This is a genomic window from Paenibacillus sp. JT31N7, from assembly GCF_059692095.1.
On the sequence record NZ_JCAUAT010000004.1, the window covers coordinates 340,286 to 361,421 of the forward strand.

At 56.4% G+C, this 21,136-nt stretch carries 16 protein-coding genes and 1 riboswitch; of the genes, 8 read left to right on the forward strand and 8 right to left on the reverse strand.

Going from position 1 to position 21,136, the window contains the following annotated elements; genetic code table 11:
- The first annotated feature begins 274 nt into the window (after nt 1-274).
- On the forward strand, nt 275-1,948 hold the full coding sequence (locus AC58P5_RS20175; RefSeq protein WP_497389680.1) for a glutamine--tRNA ligase/YqeY domain fusion protein: 1,674 nt from the start codon (nt 275-277) through the stop codon (nt 1,946-1,948).
- Nucleotides 1,949-2,087: 139 nt separating this feature from the next.
- On the opposite strand, the gene AC58P5_RS20180 is transcribed toward AC58P5_RS20175, so the two are convergent.
- The 5 genes from AC58P5_RS20180 to AC58P5_RS20200 all read right to left on the reverse strand — a co-directional run bounded on the left by AC58P5_RS20180 (nt 2,088) and on the right by AC58P5_RS20200 (nt 6,587).
- Complete coding sequence (locus AC58P5_RS20180; RefSeq protein ID WP_497389682.1) at nt 2,088-2,966, reverse strand: energy-coupling factor ABC transporter ATP-binding protein; 879 nt, start codon at nt 2,964-2,966, stop codon at nt 2,088-2,090.
- On the reverse strand, nt 2,963-3,772 hold the full coding sequence (cbiQ, locus tag AC58P5_RS20185; RefSeq protein ID WP_497389684.1) for a cobalt ECF transporter T component CbiQ: 810 nt from the start codon (nt 3,770-3,772) through the stop codon (nt 2,963-2,965). The genes AC58P5_RS20180 and cbiQ overlap by 4 nt, the downstream gene beginning before the upstream one ends.
- Nucleotides 3,769-4,056 (reverse strand): energy-coupling factor ABC transporter substrate-binding protein, encoded by a 288-nt coding sequence (locus AC58P5_RS20190; RefSeq protein ID WP_497389686.1) that lies wholly within the window; start codon nt 4,054-4,056, stop codon nt 3,769-3,771. The genes cbiQ and AC58P5_RS20190 overlap by 4 nt, the downstream gene beginning before the upstream one ends.
- Nucleotides 4,053-4,820: an energy-coupling factor ABC transporter permease gene (locus AC58P5_RS20195; protein WP_497389688.1), complete on the reverse strand. Its 768-nt coding sequence runs from the start codon at nt 4,818-4,820 to the stop codon at nt 4,053-4,055. Before AC58P5_RS20195 ends, AC58P5_RS20190 begins: the two co-directional genes overlap by 4 nt.
- 284 nt (nt 4,821-5,104) lie before the next feature.
- Nucleotides 5,105-5,306: riboswitch (cobalamin riboswitch) on the reverse strand.
- A 222-nt stretch (nt 5,307-5,528) separates the two neighbouring features.
- Nucleotides 5,529-6,587: a permease gene (locus AC58P5_RS20200; protein ID WP_497389690.1), complete on the reverse strand. Its 1,059-nt coding sequence runs from the start codon at nt 6,585-6,587 to the stop codon at nt 5,529-5,531.
- Nucleotides 6,588-6,833: 246 nt separating this feature from the next.
- Between AC58P5_RS20200 and AC58P5_RS20205 the strand changes: the two genes are divergently transcribed.
- Entirely contained in the window at nt 6,834-7,094 is a 261-nt protein-coding gene (locus AC58P5_RS20205) for an N-acetylmuramoyl-L-alanine amidase family protein (RefSeq protein WP_497389692.1), read from the forward strand.
- A gap of 314 nt (nt 7,095-7,408) precedes the next feature.
- Here the strand turns inward: AC58P5_RS20205 and AC58P5_RS20210 are convergent, their stop codons facing one another.
- The 3 genes from AC58P5_RS20210 to AC58P5_RS20220 all read right to left on the reverse strand — a co-directional run bounded on the left by AC58P5_RS20210 (nt 7,409) and on the right by AC58P5_RS20220 (nt 10,819).
- The gene (locus tag AC58P5_RS20210; protein ID WP_497389694.1) at nt 7,409-7,939 is read right to left on the reverse strand and encodes a hypothetical protein; all 531 of its coding nucleotides are present in this window, start codon (nt 7,937-7,939) and stop codon (nt 7,409-7,411) included.
- A gap of 153 nt (nt 7,940-8,092) precedes the next feature.
- Entirely contained in the window at nt 8,093-9,676 is a 1,584-nt protein-coding gene (locus tag AC58P5_RS20215) for a phospholipase D family protein (RefSeq protein ID WP_497389696.1), read from the reverse strand.
- A gap of 228 nt (nt 9,677-9,904) precedes the next feature.
- Entirely contained in the window at nt 9,905-10,819 is a 915-nt protein-coding gene (locus AC58P5_RS20220) for a LysR family transcriptional regulator (protein ID WP_497389698.1), read from the reverse strand.
- A 755-nt stretch (nt 10,820-11,574) separates the two neighbouring features.
- Here AC58P5_RS20220 and AC58P5_RS20225 point away from each other — a divergent pair.
- The 6 genes from AC58P5_RS20225 (at nt 11,575) to AC58P5_RS20250 (ending at nt 21,125) form a co-directional block, all read left to right on the forward strand.
- Entirely contained in the window at nt 11,575-12,591 is a 1,017-nt protein-coding gene (locus AC58P5_RS20225) for a YeiH family protein (protein WP_497389810.1), read from the forward strand.
- 315 nt (nt 12,592-12,906) lie between these two features.
- Entirely contained in the window at nt 12,907-13,593 is a 687-nt protein-coding gene (locus tag AC58P5_RS20230; protein WP_497389700.1) for a metal-dependent hydrolase, read from the forward strand.
- Between the two features lie 224 nt (nt 13,594-13,817).
- Nucleotides 13,818-15,098 carry a DUF445 domain-containing protein gene (locus AC58P5_RS20235; RefSeq protein ID WP_497389702.1) on the forward strand — a complete coding sequence of 427 codons (1,281 nt, stop codon included), beginning with the start codon at nt 13,818-13,820 and terminating at the stop codon, nt 15,096-15,098.
- Nucleotides 15,099-15,328: 230 nt separating this feature from the next.
- Complete coding sequence (locus AC58P5_RS20240; RefSeq protein ID WP_497389704.1) at nt 15,329-15,547, forward strand: hypothetical protein; 219 nt, start codon at nt 15,329-15,331, stop codon at nt 15,545-15,547.
- 269 nt (nt 15,548-15,816) lie between these two features.
- Nucleotides 15,817-16,668, forward strand: coding sequence for a DUF72 domain-containing protein (locus AC58P5_RS20245; RefSeq protein WP_497389706.1), 852 nt, complete (start codon nt 15,817-15,819; stop codon nt 16,666-16,668).
- A 203-nt stretch (nt 16,669-16,871) separates the two neighbouring features.
- Nucleotides 16,872-21,125 carry an S-layer homology domain-containing protein gene (locus AC58P5_RS20250; RefSeq protein ID WP_497389708.1) on the forward strand — a complete coding sequence of 1,418 codons (4,254 nt, stop codon included), beginning with the start codon at nt 16,872-16,874 and terminating at the stop codon, nt 21,123-21,125.
- Nucleotides 21,126-21,136 lie beyond the last annotated feature (11 nt).

The following is a 21,136-nucleotide window of genomic DNA, read 5'->3' on the forward strand; positions in this document are numbered from 1 at the left end:
GCGGGCCCGAGGGGCATTTTAAAGAAAAGCGATATTTACAGTGCGGTCAGGCTGTACGGGTCGGCAAAGGAAAAACGAGGAATATACTTAGGAACGGCCTTGAGAGGGAATAAAGAGTGATGAAGACGCGAAGGAAGGGAAAGGTCGGGGACTTTTTCGGGGCGCCGATCGTCTTTTGCAGGTTGAACTCTCCGTTTGTTATGGGTATGATGGAATACAAATACCGAATTGGACTGCGGCAGCGATTTCCGATAAGAAAGAAAGGTTGATCCGGATGGAGAACAAAAGCGGCACAACTAATACCAATTTCATTAAAAACATCGTGATCGAAGATCTTAACGAAGGCCGTGTAGATACGGTCGTCACGCGTTTTCCGCCCGAACCGAACGGGTATCTGCATATCGGGCACGCGAAGTCGATCTGCCTGAACTTCGAACTCGCGGACGAATTCCGGGGCAAGACGAACCTGCGTTTCGACGATACGAATCCCGCCAAGGAAGACGAGGAGTTCGTCAGAGCGATCAAGGAAGACGTGCAGTGGCTGGGCTTTGAATGGGACGGCCTCTTTTTCGCTTCCGATTACTTCGACTATATGTACGAAAAAGCGCAGTTTTTGATCCGCAAAGGAAAAGCCTACGTGTGCCAGCTTAATGCGGATCAAATCCGTGAAGGCCGCGGAACGCTTACGGAGCCGGGCAAGGAAAGCCCGTACCGGGACCGTCCGGCGGAAGAAAGCCTGGATTTGTTCGAGCGCATGCGCAAAGGCGAGTTTAAGGACGGGGAAATGGTCCTCCGGGCGAAAATCAACATGGCTTCGCCGAATATCAACCTGCGCGATCCGGTCATTTACCGTATTTCGCACGCGCATCATCACCGCACCGGGGATGCCTGGCGCATCTACCCGATGTATGCTTTCGCGCATCCGTTGGAAGATGCCTACGAAGCGGTTACCCACTCCATCTGTACCCTGGAGTTCGAGGACCAGCGTCCGCTTTACGACTGGGTCATCCAGGAGTGCGAAACGGAACATGTACCGCATCAATACGAATTCGCCAAGCTGAAGCTGACGGATACGATCATGGGCAAACGCTATCTGAAGCAGATGGTGGACGAAGGGGTTGTGGACGGTTGGGACGATCCCCGCATGCCGACGGTTTCGGGGCTGCGCCGCCGGGGCTTTACGCCGGAATCGATCCGCAATTTCTGCCGCGAAATCGGCGTGACGAAGAGCGACAGCACGGTCGATGTGAAATACCTGGATCATTTTATCCGGGAAGATTTAAAATTGAAGGCTCCGCGCACGATGGGCATTCTAAAACCGCTGAAGGTGGTTATTACGAATTATCCCGAAGGCCAGGTTGAAATGCTGGACGCGGAAATCAACTCGGAGAACCCGGAGATGGGCGTCCGCCAAATTCCGTTTTCACGGGAGATTTATATCGAGCAGGACGATTTCATGGAAAATCCGCCGAGCAAATATTTCCGTTTATTTCCCGGCAACGAAGTGCGTTTGAAGCACGCCTACTTCATCAAATGCGAAGAAGCGGTTAAGGATGAAGCGGGTAACGTGATCGAGCTCCGCTGCACCTACGATCCCGAAACGAAGAGCGGTAGCGGGTTTACCGGCCGCAAAGTGAAGGGGACGATCCACTGGGTGGAAGCGAGCCGCGCCGTGCCTGCCGAGTTCCGGCTCTACGAGCCGCTGGTCCTTCCGGAACAGGAGGAGAAGGAAGAAGGAAGTACATTCCTCGACCGGATCAATCCGAATTCTCTGGAGCTTCTGAACGGCTTTGTGGAGGAGAACATGAAGGATGCGGAGGGCAACGATAAGTTCCAGTTTTTCCGCCACGGGTACTTCAATGTAGACCCTAAAGCCTCCACGAAGGACCATCTGGTCTTCAATTTGACGGTATCGCTGAAAAGCTCTTTCGATATCAAGAAAGCTTAAGCATCGCATCGGGAAAAGAGCGCGGCCCGGGTTTTAACGGCCGCACAAACGGGCTTTGCCCGGCTCGGTTCGAGACCTAACAAAAAGCAGGTACAGGAGAAATTCCTGACCTGCTTTTTTTTGCGTCGGCGAGAACCGGCTAGCTCTTCGCGGCAGCCGCTTGAAGCCGGGCCGTGAGCAGCTCCCCGAAGGCATCGGCGCTCCTTGGCGGGCCGGAGCCTTCCCGCAGCGCACGGGGAAGGGACTGCCACAGCCGGAGAAGCAGGGGCAGTTCCAGACCGATGCGTTCGATGGTCTCCGTCTCCGCGAAAACCTGCTCGGGCGTCCCCTGCAGCAGACATGCGCCCTTGTCCATGACCAGCACTTGGTCCGCCCACGTGTAGGCCAGGTCCATGTCATGGGTCGCCATGACCACGGTGACGCCGCTCCGCCCGATGTCCGCCAGCTCATCCAGCAGCAGCCGTTCCGACGCGCGGTCGAGATACGCCGTCGGCTCGTCGAGCAGCAGCAGGCTCGGCTCCAGCACGAGAACGCCGGCCAGAGTGACGCGCTTCTTCTGCCCGAGGCTGAGGTGATGGATAGGGGTGTGGGCGAGCTGTTCCAGGCCCATTCTTTCCAATACCGCCCCGGTCCGGACGCGGATTTCCGGCTCGGGAACGCCGGCGTTCCGCAAGCCGTAGGAGACGTCCTCGTACGGCGTACCGAGAATGAGCTGCTGCTCGGGGTCCTGGAACACGAGCCCCACCTGTCTGCGAAGCTCTTGCAGATCCTTACGTTTGTAGGACACAGGAGCACCCTTCCAGCGAACGGTTCCGGATTGCGGCCGGTGAATGCCGACGGCATGCAGGAAAAACGTCGATTTGCCGGAGCCGTTATGTCCGCAAAGCGCGATGTTCCGGCCGGCCGGAATCGTTAGGCTGAGTCCGTCCAGGGCCTTTTTTCCGGTGCCGGGATAGCTGTAGACGACGCCCGCCAGTTCCATAATCGGGTTCTGATTCTGATCTGGATTCGGATTCATGCGAGTCCCCTCCATTTCAGCCAAATCTGTGCTGCCGTCAGCATAAGAATCCCCATCACGCCTTCGGCTTTGTAGCGACGCGGGACGGGGGCCGCTTCATAGGGGGCAAGTTCGATCTGTTCCGTGAAGCCGCGGGAAGTGAGCCCGTAGGTTAGGCCACGGTAACGCTGCATCGTCCGGCCGAACAGATGAACGATCAGCAGAGCGGTATCGCGCAGCCCGCCCAAGAATCCGTTCTGGCCGCCCCGGCAGCGCTGGGCGGTCCGCATACCGTGAGCCGTATCGGCGAGCAAAAAAATGAAGCGATACATAATCAGGGTCAGCTCGATCACGATCTGAGGAACGCGGATTTTTTTCATCACCTGAAGAATTTCCAGCAAGGGTGTCGTGAACAAAACAAACTGCAGACAAGCCAGACAGGCGGAAACCCGCATAAACAGTTCCGCCGTGCGGGCTAAAGATTCCCCCGTGACATAAACGGTCCACGAACCGGCCGTTCCGATGGTCCACCCCGAAGAAAGGGGGGTCCCGGTCCCCGTATTTCTTCCGAATTCGAGCAGAAGAGCCGGAAGGCCGGCGGCGAAAAACAGCAGAGATCCGCCGTAAACGAGCCAGTAAAGCTTGCCGGGAACACGCGCATAAAGCAGGGACCAAAAGGTGATCCAGCCGAACACAGCCGCTTGAACCGGCGGCGTCCCGACATAGGACAGGATAAAGAGGCAGGCGGCGAATCCGCACTTCCAGACGGGGGAGATTCCCCGGAAAGCGTTGGCATAAGAAATCGTGTCAATCCGCTTGAGCATCATGCCTTGGGTTTCGGTTTGGAGGCTTTCCCCTTATACAGGCCGATCACATACCCGATAAAACCGGCCCCGAGCGCAGCCTGCAGTGCGAAAAGCATGCTTTCGGTTTCAGCCGGAGGCTCCATCAGCGACGCGAACCAGGGCTCGTAATCCGGAGCGATTTCTTGAATCGCTTCTTCCGCGGCTCCGTCCGCTCCCCCGAACTCTCCTTGGACGAAAACGAGCGGCAGCACGGCAAGCAGGACGACCGCAACCAGAATCCACACATTCTTTTTCCACGTTTTCATGAACGGTCAGCTCCCTTCAAATTGCGCTGCAGAGCGGAAATTTCATGCGGCGTGTAGGCTTGCAGCCAGCCCAGAACCAGTACCGTCAGCAATCCTTCGCTGATGGCGAGCGGAATCTGAGTCACGGCGAAAATGCCCGCAAATTTGGCGAAAGACGCGAGCATGCCGCCCTCGGCTGCGGGAAATGCCACTGCAAGCTGCACGGAAGTGACCAGATAGGTGGTCAGATCGGCAAGCGCGGCTCCCGTAAAGACGGAGAGCTTCTGCCTGCCCGTCGATTTGATCATGAGCTTGTACACGGCATAGCCGACAAACGGTCCCGCAACAGCCATGGAGAATGCGTTGGCACCCAGTGTCGTAAGACCGCCGTGGGCCAGCAGGAGGGCTTGGAAGAGAAGGACGACGGAGCCGAGGACACTCATGGGGAGCGGTCCGAACAAGATGGCTCCGAGTCCGGTACCTGTCGGGTGGGAGCTGCTCCCCGTAACGGAGGGGATTTTCAGGGCGGACAGAACGAACGTAAAGGCGCCGGCCAGGCCCAACATAAGCTTGAGTTCCGGCGTTTCTTTTGTAATTCGGACCAGAGCGCGGACGCCCAGAATGAAGAATGGCAGGAAGACAACCCACCAGAATAAGGCCCAGAAGGGCGGCAAAAATCCCTCCATGATATGCATGGCGTAAGCCGATTCCGGCTCGTTTATCAGGAAAAAGCAGACGATTCCGGCTATAAGCAGGAAAGACGCCAGGGGTTTGCGGATATTCATCGGAAATCCTCCTTTATGATGTGGGGCCGCCTTAATTGGCGGTGATGCGGCAGAACGGGGTTTTACCCGGCTGTGCTTTCGAACGCTGATTCTTTACACCGGCGGCCAGGCTGCCGGCTCCGCAAGCTCTTTCCGATGATTCCGATCCGGCGGTTTCCGGTCCCGGGCCTCTTTTCCGCACACAAAAAAAGACATCCTTCCCTTCGCACGGGAACACGATGTCTTATGCACGCAACAAAAAAAGTTTGCGATCTCAAACACCTCCCTATTCCTCGTAGGTCGTATCAGTGCTGTCAAAACAGGCAGGTCTCCTGGCTCGGGGCGTCCATACCGGCGCCTTCCCGGAACGTCTTAGTTCCAGTGGCTTCTTGCCGGATGTGAATGAGAGTGTTTCCCCTTACAGTGGCGGGACCGCGACGGCATTTCACCGTTCTTCCCTTTTAAATTTTAGAGTGTCTCTAAAATACCTGTTTCCACAAATATGCGGTTTTCCGTGATAATACTACAGGATGTCCCAAACCTTGTCAATTGCGGAAAAGGCGTGATTTTCAAGGCAGAAAGGCTGTCGGAATCCGCTTCGCGGGCTCTCTTTTAGCTGTTTTTTGCAATCGCTGTCTTTTAATTGGGCAAAAGAAAAACGAGAGGGGTTGGCCCGCCCTCTCGCGTAAAGTATTTTTATCGAATCAAAGCCTGAATTGCAAATCCGACTTATAGAACGAAAATGCCGACTACGCCCGTTACGATTCCCGTCAGGGCAACCATACCGGCTGTGAACCAGAGAACCCGCGCAGGAAAAGCCTTGCGCACCATAATCAGGGACGGCAGGCTAACGGCGGGCAGCGTCATGATAAGCGCGGCGGCCGGGCCCGTACCCAGTCCCAGGGCCATCATCGTTTTGGCAATCGGGATTTCCGCGGCGGTCGGGATGACGAACAGGGTTCCGGCCAAAGCGAGCCCGATCAAGGCGACGAGGCTGTTGCCGATCGCGGGGTCAAGGGCCGGGAACAGCCAGGCGCGTACGGCGCCGAGAATGAACACGGCGATGAAGTAAACGGGAACCACGGTCCAGAACATCGTCCAGAGCGCTTTTAGCCAGCGGACGACAACCGGTCCGGACTGCGGCTGCATAGCCGGCGTCTTCGGAAGCTCGCCGGTCACTACCTCGTCCTTCTTGACGAGGCGCTCCGCCCAGTACGAGACGCCGAACACGAGCACGATCCCTGCGGCTATTCTCAGGACGGCGAATTTCCAGCCGAGCACGAAGCCCATGAAAATGATCGTTGCCGGGTTCAGTACCGGGTTGCCGATCCAGAAGGCGAGAGCCGACCCGATGGAGCCCGACTGCTTGCGCATGCCGACCGCTACCGGAGCGGCGCAGCAGGAGCACATCATGCCGGGCATGGCGCTAAGGCCGCCGGCTACCGTGCTGCCGAAGGTGCGCTTGCCGAATACCCGCTTCAGCCAGTCCTGCGGGATCAGCACCTGAAGCAGAGAGCCGAGGACGATGCCGAGAATCGCGGCTTTCCAGACGGCTTTGAAATAGACGACGGAGTAGTCCCAAGCCGCGGCCAGCGAAGGCTCGGCGGTGCCGGCGAGAATCGACTTCCCGATGTCATGCTTGGCGGCCGCGGTAAGAGCTTTGTGGAAGTATGGCTCCCACTTTACGTAAAACAATCCGCCTATGAGAATGGCGATAAATAAAAAAGGCTTCCAGTAAGCAGTCCGCTGTCTGCTTTTGGTGGAAGCCGGAATTGGAGTTGTATTCACGTGATGTCCCACCTTTCTAAATCCACTTGCAACTATACCATAGTCACTGGGGAAAAAGAATGGCTTTCTTCTGTCAGTAATATGTAAAGATTATACGATAAATCGAGAAATCAGGTAGCCTTTATGTAAGAAATTTATAAAATGAAATTCGAAATCAAGTTTTAAAAGTATATTGATAGTTACCTATATAAGTGAAAGGGTTTCTGGCCAGAACCCTTAACTTTATTTTGAAGGTGGTAATTTTATATGCCAAGTATTAGCGGAAGATCTTTTATCATTGACCCAGGACATGGTGGACGTCATGATGGAGCAACCTATGGTTCTAGAAAAGAAAAGGATGTCACATTGCGGTTCAGTAATATTCTTAAAAACAAACTGCTGGCCAAAGGATGCACTGTTTATATGACACGTACCAGTGATACTGATTTTGGAGGAGAGACACTGGATTCCGACGTAAATAAACGTGTACAGTACATTAATCAGAACTTCCCCGGCGTTAATGGATAAATAAGTATTCACGTTAACGCCCGATTTGGAACCTATGGTCCATACTATCAAAAAGGTACTGTATCCTCGAAAGCTTTTGCGGAGGCTATTGCGAAACGATATGGTACTCCTGCACACGAAGGCGACTTTGCAGTTATTCGCGACACAAATCGGGCTGGTCAAAAAACACTTATCGAGCTTGCCAATATTGACGAATCGTGGTTGGATGATGCAAAGGCTTTGGACAACACCGCGAATTTCATTGTATTGGGCCTTGAAGATTACACTGGCTACTAAAAAAAGGTAGGGTGGGGGATACCCCTGCCCTACCTTTTTTATTTTAATGTACTTGCAACATACTTACTAAGTCTTTCTTTAATTTGATTAATCCCCTGCTCAGTAATTTTTAAAGAAGCTTTCGCTTCAGTTCCAGGTACGTAATAAGTTTTGTGGATAAGAGGAATTAATTTCTGTATTTCTGTTTCCAATATTTTATAGTCTTCTTTACTTCTGTCAGTAAGTTTTCCGTCATTTGCTTTATAGCTCTTTTCCATATTTTCAGCTAGTGACAGCATATTTGCAGCTATAGGCTTTAGCACCTCGTGTTCGACCGCTTGATCTATTATATCTGAGTAGGCCTCAATTTTTACTAATTTTTGTCTTAAGCTGGCTATATTATCAGGGGAAAAGCTCTCCATTTTAATGGAAGCTATCTCATCATAGCTATTAAGAACAACTGATAACGAATGACCTACAATGCTTTCCATGCCTAAATTTTTATTTTTCTGTTGGCTATAGATTAATGAAGCAGCGATGAGCAAAAGTACAACAGTAACAGATATCACTACAATATTTTTTTTAAACAAATAATTCACTCCTAATTGTTATCTGTTTCCCCAAAAAATCTGTTTATGATCAGGTACTAAATCACATAGGTTCTTATTAAGAAGATTATACCATCATCAAGGAAAAAATTACAAAAATAACAAATAGACTAAGAACTTAGCGAGGATTTGAGATTAGTAAGTCGTAAATCCGAGCATGTCCTGCAAATGGTACACGATCCGCTTGAAGCCGACCAGCTTATCCTCATAGGCCGGATAGTCCAGGGAATACTCGGCATCCCGGTTATTCCACAGGCGGTCCCAATAGCGGTCGAGGTCCTTGGTAATCTTACTGCCGGCGGGAGCCGTTATTTCCACGTTCGTTTCCAGATTAAGATCGTCGAGATTACGGGGCGTGAAATTGGCGGAACCTCCGTTAATGACGGCGTTGCCGTCCGGATCGCGGATATCAATCACCTTCGTATGAAACTGCTCCTGTGCGGTGTTGTACCATTTCACGGCGATTTTACCGCCGGATTTCTCCCTCAACTCCGCGGCGACCGGACGGTTGGGAATTCCGGTCTTGCTGTGCCCGAACGCATTCTGGTTCGGATCGAGCAGCAGTTGAATGGATACGCCCCGCGCGGAAGCATCCAGCAGCGCGTCGATGACCTTGCGGTCGGCGAGATAGAACATGCCCATGCGGATCTCGCTGCCCTTAGGTGCTGCCGAGATAGCGGCAAGCAGGCGGGAGTAGATTTTCCCTTCCGTAAGCAGACGCACCGTTACGGCGTCTTTGGAGGAAGCCGCCGGTTCTTGCGTTCCGTTTCCGGACGCCGCTTCGGGACGTTCGGGCTCCCCCGGCTTATCGGCCGCCTTCGGCTGAAGTTGCGCGGGCCCGCCGGACATAACGGAAGCGGCCTGCTCCGTTCCGACGACTTCGGAGATGAAGCCCTTGCTGCCGGTTATCTGAAACCCGATATTCGAGTTGTTGAAGCTGGCGTCATGCGGGTTGGCGGACAGCACCAGCGCCGTATTTTCGGTGGCGACGACTTTGCGGTGATTCGCTTTGACATTGAAAAGCTTCAAATAAGAGCGCAGCGTCACTTTGGGGGCGGAATCCGCCAGGGGGTTGGGCAGCCAGCCCTTGCCCGACTGTCCGAACCACTGGAACCCCATGCGCCAGACGGCGGAGTACAGTGGGACGGAGTCTCGAAGCGGGACCGTGTCCGTGAGTACGACCCCGATACCGGCTGCCTTGAGCCGTTCAAGCTCCGGAGACGGGTGCGAGCCGTAGGTCGTGTTCACTTCGTCGGAAACGACCGTGATGGGCATGTCCGGGTTCCTCCGCTTGGCGTCCAAGAGGTTTTCCGTCAGTTGTCCGCTCAGAGGAGGGAAGGACTGGTCGTTGTCGTAGTAACCGCTGTACAGAAACATGTCGACCACGATAAATTCCTTCGCTTCCGCGATAGCTTGGTTGACCCGGTCGAAAATCATCTGTTCCTGATGATAGCCGCCGTCTTTTTTATAGGAAAGATCATAAAGAAAATCCACGTTCTCCGCCCGGTAGGCTTTTCCTTCGAACGACAAGCCCGGAGGCAAAGCTTTGTGTGTATGAACGGCGGCCACGATGCCCGCCCAAATGAAGAAGACGAGAAGCAGGATACCGCCCTTCAGCCATTTCGAGGACAGCCAGCTTTTTTCGGTGTGCTTCAATGTCTCTCCGGAAGAGCGGCCCGGGGGCCGGGTTTTCCGTTCGGATCGTTTTAAGGGCTCCATGCGTATTCTCCCCGTACATGTAATGGACGTAACGGATTCTGCCGCTAACGCGGGGAGCCGGAAGCTCCCGCACGGTTTCGGCAGGCCGTTACAGACTACCGACTATTTAACGCCGGGAAGGGCCATGTGAAGCAGGGGAGTTTTGGAACAAGAAAACGAACGGAACCGCAGCTATTAGCTTATGACGTCTGTACAAGAAAACGGATCGGAAATCGGACCGGAAACCAGTCAAGGTGCAGAGGGGGGGCCCGGAGCCTGCATCGCCTCATGAGCGCCGCGGACTTTCTGGACGAATACTTCCAGGGCCTTCGAGTTTTCGCCGGCGGCTCTGCGCACCATAGTCAGTGTCCGGGTCAGACGCCGGCCGCCGGCTCCCAAGTGGACGATTTCTCCCGATTCGAGCTCCTTGCGCACGATCCATCTCGACAAGAGAGCGATACCGAGCCCGGCGGATACCGCTTCCTTCACGCTCTGGGAGCTGCTGAACATAAAGGAGCGCTTCACGCTCAGCTGCCATTCGGCGATCAGCCTGTCGCTGTAATCCCGTGTTCCCGACCCGGGCTCCCGCCAAACCCACGTCTGGTTCTGCAAGGCCTGGAGCTTGAACGGTTCCCGGGTCAAAGGATGGTCGCGCGGAGCGATGAGAATCATTTCATCTTCCATAAAAGGCTCGATCTCTACGTCCGGAGCGTCCGCGACACCCTCGATCAGCCCGATATGAAAATGATCGCGGCGGACGCCTTGAACGACTTCGACGGTGTTCGCGATTGTCGAATGGATGTCTACCTTCGGATAGTGCTTGGCGTAATCGGCCAGCAGGCGGGGAAGAATATATTCGCCGATCGTAAAGCTGGCGCCGATTTTAAGCGATCCCGTCACCACGTGCCGCAAAGCGTTGATTTCCTGCCGGGCTTCTTCGTACAGGCTCAGAATTTTTTTGGCTCTCGCATAAAGAAGCTCTCCGGCTTCTGTCAGTTTTACCTGTTTGGGAGAACGGATCATCAGCTTAGCGCCGAACTCCTGCTCCAGATTACGAATATGCTGGCTGACGCCGGGCTGGGAAATATTCAGGGCCTCCGCTGCCCGGGAAAAATGGCGCTGTTCCGCTACGGCCGCAAACACGCGCAAATGATCGACGATCATCGTAAATTCCTCCGCAATCGAGTGTAAGTGTAGAAGACAGCCGGAAAACGGCTGCATGTGTCTAAAAACTTGGCTTTTAAAAAGCCTTTTTTGGAAAAGGAAAAAGAGCTTACGTCCTTTGTCTCCATTGTATCATAAGTTTTTGTAATGATTGGCATCGCGTATTCGTATTTCCGTTCCCCCGCGCGTCCTCTTATAGTGAAGATAAAGAACGCGTTCGACAGCCGTGCGAACACGAGCCGGAAACGAACTGGAGGGGTCGACAGATGAAAACTTTTACACAGCGGTTAGGAACCCCGGCTTTACGTGAAACGGGAAAAGAAAAGACGGATTCGAATGAAAGCCGCTCCCCGATAAACGAACGGTTAAGCACCGTTTCTCAAGACAGAATAGCATCTCCTGTTATAAAAGAAGAAACACGGCCGGAGGAGACGCAAGTAGACGGGGCGCTGAAGAGTGCCGATGCGTTTGCCGTCTCCGATTTCGCGGCTGAGTCCGCGGAGCGTACATCCGGCTCTGGCGAAACGGAAAGCACGCCGGCCATCCCGGCTGCGGCTGCTGTCTCCGGCAGCGCAGTCGCCGGAGCCTCCGCCATTGCCGGCGAAGCTCTTGCCGCTCAAGCGGCTTCCGCAGGGGAAACTCCCGCCGCCCTCGCCTCCACAGCGGAAGCTCCCAACCCTACCGATGCCGCAGTAGCGGCGCAGCCCGCGGCCGGACGCGGCAAAGGCGCCTCCCGCCTCGCCACAGGCCTCGGAATGACGCTTGCGCTGGCCCTCGCGGCCAAAGCGCTCGCCCTCATTCCGGGCCTGAACGTCGTCGGGCAGCTCGTGCTCGCCCTGCTGCTCGGCATCGCCTGGCGTGCCGCCATTCCCGTGCCGGCATCCGCTCCGGCCGGGCTGGCCTTCGCCAGCAAGAAGCTGCTCCGCGCGGGCATCATCCTGCTCGGCATGCGCCTCAGCCTGCTGGATGTGGTGCACGCCGGACCGGCGGTGTTCGCTGCGGCGGCGGGCAACATCCTCTTCGCGACCGTCGTCGTTTACGCCATCGCCCGGCGGATGAACGTAGGCCCGCGCCTCGCGATGCTGAGCGCCTGCGGCACCGGGATTTGCGGGGCAGCGGCTATCGCCGGCATCTCTCCGCAAATCAAGGCGGACGACGACGAAACGGCCGTCGGCGTCACGATCATCGCGCTGCTCGGCACGCTGTTCACCGTGGCCTACACGCTGGTGTATCCGCTGCTCGGCTTCTCGTCCGCCGAGTACGGCTTCTTCTCGGGCGCGACGCTGCACGAGATCGCCCACGTCATCGCGGCCGCCGCTCCCGGCGGCAGTGCCGCGATAGACAGCGCGCTCGTCGCGAAGCTGACGCGCGTGGCCCTTCTCGCGCCGGTCGCCCTGGCGCTAGGCGTCTGGGCGGCGCGGCGGGAACGCCGGAGCGCCGGTGAAGGCGGCGCCCCCGGCTCCGCGGCTTCCGGCGCAGCCGAGGGCGCCGCTCTCCGCAGGGCGGGCGTGCCGGTCCCGTGGTTCATCGTGGGCTTTCTGGCGGCAGCCGCTCTGAACACGATGGGGATCGTCCCGCAGCCCGCGGCTGCGGCGGCCGTTCAAGGCGCCTACCTGCTGATCGCGATGGCGATGGCCGGGCTCGGCTTGAACGTGAACCTGGCCGTGTTCCGGCGTCACGGCCTCCGGGCTTCCGCAGCCGTACTGCTGGGCTCGGTGCTGCTCTCGCTGCTGGGCATCGCGGAGGTCTATGTGCTGCGTCTGCTCGGCTGAGAGATCAACATAAACCATGAAACCGCAGGTAAATAAAGCCCCTTGAGGCGGACAGATGCTTGGCGAATACCGCCGTCTGTCTGCGCAAGCGGGCTTTTTGCATGCCCGAAAAGTTGTATTCGCCTTCCCGTTTGGGGTTTAATAGAGACAGAGAAGAAAAGCTCCTGTTTGAACCGGCGTTCCACTGGGCACACTTCCATTGAAAGGTCTGTTTGCAGGCCGGCATTTTATACATACACCTATCGGTTAAAAAGGATGTTTCGGAAGCCCGCCAGCCGGGTAATGAATGAGTTGAAACTTAAAGGAGGCGCTCATATGCAAATTACTTATCACGGACACTCGTGTTTTTTGGTAGAGAACGAAGGATACCGGGTACTAATGGACCCTTTTCTAAGCGGAAATGCACTGGCTGTTGCCGATCCGGGAGAAATTCAAGTGAACGCCATCCTGCTTACACACGGCCACAGTGACCACATCGCGGATGCCGAGGAAATCGCCCGCAAAAATGACTGCGTTATTATCGCGAATTTTGAAATTGCTTCTTATTTCGCATCCAAGGGACTCAAAACCTTTGCCATGAACATCGGCGGCAGCGCCAAGTTCGAATGGGGCACCGTCCAATATACACTCGCTTTCCATTCCTCCAGTATTGAGGTGGAGCCGGGCAAATTCGTGGACGGCGGACAACCCGGGGGCATTCTGCTCACTATGGGCGGCAAAACGTTCTATCACGCGGGCGACACGGCCCTTTTCGGAGATATGAAGCTGTACGGCGAAATATACAACATCGATGTAGCGGCGCTGCCGATCGGAGATGTTTTTACGATGGGACCGGATGAAGCGGTGCTTGCGGCTACGTGGCTGCGCGCCAAAAAGTACATTCCGACCCACTACAATACGTTCGACGCGATCAAGCAGGACGCAAGCGAATGGATTCAAAAGCTGAAGGAGGCGTATCAGGAAGGCGTCCGGCTTGCTCCGGGCGAGACCCTGGACGTGTAGGACCTGCAGGGGCTTCCGGAGCAAAGATAGGGAAACCGAAATCGAGGGGGCTGTCTGCGTACATACGTACAAAGGCAGCCCCGCTTCGGTATCCGGGGGCCGCGGATTACGCTTCCTCTGGAGTTCACGGGAAAAATCGGCGATAATGCTGTTAACGATAAAAACCAGGAAACCGGTAGCATCCGTTTGCCCACCCGGTTATGCCCTGTCGGAGGGATTCATCTATGCAGGAATTTCAATCGAGAGAGAAAAAACCTAAAGAGACCAAACATATCGCGACGGTTTCGCTCGGTGTGATGGGAGCGGGCTTCCTTGCCACGCTTCCTTTCACTCCGCATACCGCGGGAGCCTTTCTGCAGAGTGGCTTCGAAGCGGGCCTCGTCGGGGGACTCGCCGACTGGTTTGCGGTTACGGCCTTGTTCCGGCACCCGCTGGGGATCAAGATCCCGCACACGGCGCTGCTGCCGAACAACCGGGCCCAGTTGACCAAGGCGGTCGTTTCCGCGGTGGAGGACAACCTGCTGGGCAAGGAAAGCATCGCGCTGCGGATCGGCCAGATGCGCCTTGTCGAGACCATGCTCGCCAAAGCGGAAGAGGCGCTCGGCTCGGAAGGCGCGCGCGAGGCGGTGCGAAGCGCCTGCCGCTACGCGCTGGAGCGTTTGCCCGCCGAGCAGATCGCGGCTTTCGCCTCGCAGCAGATCCGGCAGGCGGCGGGCAGAATGGACCCGGCCGCGGCTGTCGGGCTGATGGTCGATCAGGTGCTGACGCACGGCTACGAGGAGCCGGCCGTTGATTTCCTGATCGACCGTGCCGAGCGCTGGGCCGTACGGGCCGAGACGCGCCGCCTCCTCGGGGAGATTGCCGAGGGGGTTATCCAGGGGATCGAGATGAACGGGCTGATGGCCTTCGCCAAGAATGCTCTCCTCGGATTTATGTCCGGGGACAAGCTTGGCGGCATGCTTCAGCATGCGCTGCTCGATAACCTGGCCGCCCTCCGGCTTCCCGGCCACCGCAACCGCGCCGGCCTGCTCGACCTCGTCCGGCGGGAGCTGGCCGGCCTCAAAGACAACGAGCGGCTGCACGAAGCCGTCGGCAGCCTGGCGCAGCAGCTGCCGGACCGGCTCCGGCTGGAGGAGCGGCTTGCCGCTCTGATCGAAAGCTGGCGCGACCGGCTCCTGGAGCAGCTGCAGGAAGGTCCTCTCCTGGATGAGACCGTCATGCCGCTGCTCCAGGAAGGGGTCCGACGCCTGCGCGGCGACGAAGATACTGTGCGCAAGCTTGAGGAATGGCTGAAGACGCAGATTACGGAATTCGTAGAGCGCAACCATTCCAAGATCGGCGCTCTTGTCCGGGAGAATATCGACAAGATGGACAATGCCGCCTTGATCGATTTCATCGAGAACAAGGTCGGTAAAGACCTTCAGTGGATCCGGGTCAACGGCGCCGTCTGCGGATTTATTATCGGGCTTGCTCTCGAAGGGGTGCGTATGCTCTTCGGACAATAACAAGGGCCGCTTCGGATGCCGGCTTCTCCGGCTGCTGCCGACTTACCGGACAGCAGGCACACGGCCGCACGATCATGTGCCGCGTCATCTGCCCTTATAAGGGCCGCCGCCTATGGGCATGCCCTGGGACAAGAGCGGAAAAAAGTCTCCGCCCCATAGGCAAGTGAACAGGCATAAATGTCTCTCCTTTCGTATGCTGAATTAGAAATATCCGAAGGGAGAGGTTCAATATGAGTGAACATCATCACCACCACCATAATCACTGTCTTTGCCCGGAGAAGCAGGTGTTCGATCCGCCGACGAGAGTTTACAGAGATTTCTATCACCCGCAAATCGTAGAAGTCGTTCATCCGATCGAAATCGTCAACCGTCATCACTGTGTGCCCGTGCCTAAGCACGTCTACTGCTATACGGTGAAAGACGAATTCTGTCCTTCTCCCGTCCGTTAATTGTTCCAGCTAGTTAGCGGCGAAAGCGCCGGGGAATCGTTCTCCGGCGTTTTTTGTGCTGCTTCGTTGTTTTCTCCTGTGCTTTTTCGTGCGGCTTTGTTTTTGGACTTTTTGGCGAATGTTCTTGTGGTCAAAAGGATCTTCAAGCGGAAAATCTGATCCAGGCTGGGACAATCCGGGGGAATTCGGGTAATCGTACTTATGTGTTAAAATGGAAAAAAGAGGCTGCTTGCAGCCGGATAAAGGACGCCGCCGGAGGAGGGATTGGCATGATACGAATCGGATTGGCAGGCTGGGGAGATCATGACGATCTCTATACGACTCCTGCGGACAAAAAAGAAAAGCTGAAAGTGTATTCCTCACACTTTCCGGTTGTGGAGCTGGACAGCTCTTTCTACGCCGTCCAGCCTCTGCGCAATACCCAGAAATGGGTGAAGGAGACGCCGCCCGGTTTCGGATTTGTCGTCAAAGCGTACCAGGGCATGACGGGTCACCTGCGCGGGAAAAATCCTTTTGACAGCACGGAGGAAATGTTCCGGGCTTTCGCCGAGTCCATCGAACCGATGCGCGAGGCGGGCAAGCTGACGGCGGTGCTGCTCCAGTACCCGCCCTGGTTTGACTGCATCCGCGAAAATGTGGACACGCTCCGCGAAGCGAAGAGCCTCCTGGACGGGCTGCCGCTTGCGGTGGAGTTCCGGCACCGCAGCTGGTATGCGCCGGAAGTGCGGGAGCGCACGCTCGGCTTCCTGGAGCAGGAGGGCTGGATTCACACGGTTTGCGACGAGCCCCAGGTCGGCAGCGGGTCGGTGCCGATCGTGCTGCGCGCCGCCAATCCGGATCTGACGCTGGTCCGGTTCCACGGCCGCAACGACGGCGGCTGGGTCGGTGCGCCTCCGGGCAAGAGCTGGCGCGACGTGCGATACCTGTACCGCTACAGCCGGGCCGAGCTCCTGGAGTGGAAGGAGCGCCTCAAGGTGCTGGAAAGGAGCAGCCGCGAAGTCGCGGTTATTTTCAACAATAACTCCGGCGGGGATGCAGCCGCCAACGCCAAGGAGATGATGGGGCTGCTCGGCATTGAAGACGAGCAGGGACTCGCTCCGAGACAGCTGGACTTATTCTGATCCTTGATCCAAACGAAGGAGCCATGATGCCTTTTAGGGGGCAAATGGCTTTTTTGTCGTTTTAAAGAGGAATCGGAAAACGCCGTAAAGAATGAAACTCGTGATATTCAGAAGAATCGGACAAGCTTCTGTTGCGACGAATCCTCTGTGAATCTGAGCCGGATCATTCAACTAAGAAAATTCAACCAAAGCGGAGATGAAAGATGAGAAAGATACGAAAAATCCCACAAGTTTTATCTGTTTTGATGGCAGGCGCTCTGGCAGCTTCCGCCGGAACGGCGGGAGGATCGGCCGTAAGCGCCGCCTCCGCAGCCGGGAAAGCGGGGTTTGCCGATCTTTCGGGCATAACCGGAAATCCGCTGCAAAGTATTCAACGGGCGGTCGAATTGGGGCTTTTTGACGGAGCTGCGGACGCTTTCCGGCCGAAAGATCCGCTGAGCCGGGTGGAGATGGCGGTTCTCCTTACACATGCACTGGAGCTTCCGCTGGACGCGCCATCCTCGTCATTCAAAGATGTTTCCGCAAGCAGCTGGGGCAGTCCTTATATTGAGGCGATTCGCAAAGCCGATATCGTCCAAGGCGACGGAGAAGGAAACTACCGCCCTCAAGCTCCCGTAACCCGCCAGGAAATGGCGGCCATGCTGATGCGCGCCGCCAAGCTCTCCCCCGAAGGGGCCGGTTTGTCCGATTTGCCCGGGGATTGGGATCGGACCGCGCCGTGGGCGCAGTCTTACGTCCGGGCCAGTCTGGAACAAGGTTCCATGAAGCTTGCCGGAGGCTCTTTTCTCCCGGCAGGCACCGTCTCTCGCGGCGAAGCGGCCGAAATGCTGCTGGCCACCTTTTTTTCCGTCGAACATGACATGATCCTCCAGGAAATCAGAGATTCCCGCCACATCCAACTGAACGGTGTCGTATATGAGCTGTCCGAAGAGACGGCGGCCCTTTTTACGGAGAAGAACAAAGCGGTTCTTTCTAAAGCCAAGCTGAAATTTCATGGGAGCGGCCGCAAGATCGACGCGATCCGTTCGCTTGAACTGCGCGCAGCCGGAAGTCCGGCCGGGGAAGGGGAAGAGGAATTTTCCCGCAATCTGGTACTGGACGGGAACGGGGCCGTCCTACCTGGGGATCTGATCGTATCCAATAATTATTTGTCTGTGACCAGCCTGCAAATCAATGGGGATTTAACCGTCGCGAAGGGGCTGGAAAACGACTTTTACGCAAGCGGTATCGAAGTTAAAGGGCAGACGAGAGTAGCCGGAGGCGACGACAATACGGTCGTTTTTGAAAATTCCGAGCTGAACGGCTTGACGGTTCTTAAAGAAAACGTGCGGATCGTAGCCTCGGGTAACACCGTTGTCCGGCAGATGGACATCCGGTCTTCGGCCCAACTGGAAGTCGGCGTGGAAGCCCGGGTGCCGGAGCTTACTCTGTCCGACGGTTCCGCCAAAGTGGATCTGCATGGATCGCTTGGGCAGGTTACGGTACAGAGCTCACAGTCCGCGCAGATTACAGGAAGCGCATCGATCAGGCAGTTGAACGTTGCGGGTTCGGCTTCCGTAATCATCGACGGCACGGGAACGATTGACCAACTGCAGGTCTCGAATGCGGCCTCCCAAGTGGTAATCGGATCGTCGGCCCAAGTGACGGCGGTTTCGCTGGGTCAGGGTGTACCTGCCTCGGCCGTTACGAGAAGCCAGGCTCCTTCCGGCAGCACAGGGAGCTCCTCCTCTTCGGGTTCGTCCAACGGCGCACCTGTTCAGGTGACTCCGTTCGCCGACTATATCTTCATGGAGAGGGGCACGGGGACCTCGATCGACCTGTCTGCATTTTTTACGGATCCCGATGGAGACATCCTGAAAATTTCGGCCATCTCCAGCAGCAACAGGGTCGTGACCGTGTCAACGAGCGGCAACACGGCAACTTTGACGCCTGCGGCAAGCGGCTCCGCAACCATTAAAGTTTCCGTCGACGACCAGCACGGCAATAAAATCAGCGGGTCCGTCAAGGTTACCGTTTATGCGCTGCCGGTCGCCCGGGCCATTCCCGATCAGCTTATCCAGTTGAACGGAGCGGCCGGCACAGTGCGGCTGAGCGATTATTTCAGCGACAAGGCGCTGCGGAATTTGACTTATTCCGCTTCCTCGACAGACCCGGCCATCGCGGATGTGTCGGTTAACGGGGACGGGCTGAGTCTGACCCCTCTCCGCTCGGGGCACACGTCCGTAACGGTTACGGCCCAGAACGATATCGTGGCGAATGACGGAACGCGAGGCGAAGCGTCGGTTACGTTCGGGCTCACGGTAAATACGCCTCCGGCGGCATCGCAAAATCCCGCTGACGTGTATCTGGCTCCGGGAGCCGCCCATTCGTCTCTCGATCTTTCGCAGGTGTTCACGGATGGAGATGGGGACGCGCTCACTTACGAGGTGGAGTCCGGCGATCCGGCCGTTGCCGCCGCAAGTGTCCAGTCCGGCCTGTTGACCATCCAGGCCAGCCAGCCTGGCACGGCCGTGATCAAGCTGCGGGCGAAGGACGGAAAAGGCGGGGAAGGCACCGCCGATGTGACCGTTCACGTCAGCTCCTTCAACCAGTCTCCCGTTGTGAGCCGGCAGCCTGCGGACAGATTGCTTGCCGTAGGCCAGACGGATACTGCTCTGGACTTGGCGCAAGTATTTGCCGATCCGGATCAGGATGCGCTTGTTTACGAATATACCGTATCGGATCTTTCCGTCGTTGGGGCGGTCCGGCAGGGCGATACCCTGCTGCTGACGGCGCTCCAAGGCGGGCAGGCCGTGATTAAGCTGACGGCCAAGGACGGCAAGGGCGCAGAGGTGAGCGCCACTTTCACCGTATCCGTTAACCGTGCGCCGGCGGCTGTCCGGAATCCGGACGATGTGTACCTCGTTGCGGGCAGAGCGGACGGCGAACTGGATCTTTCGCAGCTGTTTACGGATGGAGATCAGGACCCTCTGACCTATGAAGTCCAGTCATCGGTTCCGGGTACGGCGTCCTGGGAGGTAGCCGGACAGAAGCTGAAGCTGCACGCCCTTCAGGTCGGCACCTCCGCTTTCCGGGTCATCGCCAAAGACGGACGGGGCGGCGAGGCCTCCGTGACCTTTACCGTCAACGTGCGTATGCCGAATATGCTGGGCACGATCCCGGATCAGACGGTGGAGCTCGGTACGCCTAAACTGCTGGATCTGACCGTCCTTCTGGCGGGCTTCGATTATGCTGCTACGGTAACCGCCAGCACGTACGATACTTCTGTTGCGACGGTTCTGTTGTCGGACAGAAAGCTGACTATGATGCCGGTAAGCGAAGGGACGGCTACGGTTACCCTAAGCGTCTATCACCCGGTGGAAGGCGATCAGAGCACGCAGTTCGCTATCCGTGTCGTCCAGCGTCTGAACAGCGCGCCGACGGTGGTGAAAACCATCCCCGATCAGCTCCTTACACCGGGCGTCACGAATGTGCGGACGTTCGATCTCGCTTCGTACTTCGCGGACGCGGACGGAGATGCGCTGTCGTACACGGTGTCTGGCTTTTCTCCGGCCGTCGTTTCGGCTGCCGTGTCGGGCAGTGTCTTGACGCTGAATCCGGGCATGGGAAGCGCGGACGGCCAGGTGACGGTTACGGCGGACGACGGTAGGGGCGGGACCGCCGAGCTGCGGATCAACGTGCGCACGGCTCAGCTCGTAAACAACGAGATCGTTACCGTACGGACCAAGCAGGGTATAAGAGATCCGCTCACGTACGATTTGGCCGAGCTGTTTCCGGGGGAGAACTCGTTCCGCGTATACAGAGGAACGGCCGATATGATCGTCAGCGGCCCGATGACTTTTAACGGGACCACAGTTATGCTGGGTAACGAAACCCCTTATATGTGGGTAATCGGTGCTCAAGGAAGAGCGGCCGTATTCCGGGTCGTTACTGAAGCCCAGGGCGTTCCGCAAATTTTCTTCTCGGAATATTTGGACGCGGGGAACGGAGAGGTCGCCATCGAACTCTTTTACAGCGGAGATATGGATCCGAACAAGAAGCCTACCGGTTACACCCTCGAAGTGCATCAATATATGAAAAAAACCGGGAAAATGAACGTGATCAGCAAGGCGCTTCTTGATCAGGGGCCGGGCAAACCGCTTATTACTCCTTACATTTTTATTGATTCTATTTTTTACTCTTTCTTTGATAAAACGACAGCAACCTATTATAACGAAGACGGGATCAGATTTTATAATCCCGCCGAATTGAATACGGTGGCCCTTGTATTGAAAAAAGACGGCCAGGTCGTCGATGTGCTCGGAGATCCGACTTCGACGGCGCAGTTCCTGCCTAACGGCGGGACGCTGGTTAGAAAGTCCGGCGTTTCTACCGGATCGAAGCAGTTCTCCAAGTACGGAGAATGGAATGTGCACCCCAAAGGAAGTTATCAATTTATGGGCCATCACACGCCGTAATAACAAAAAGG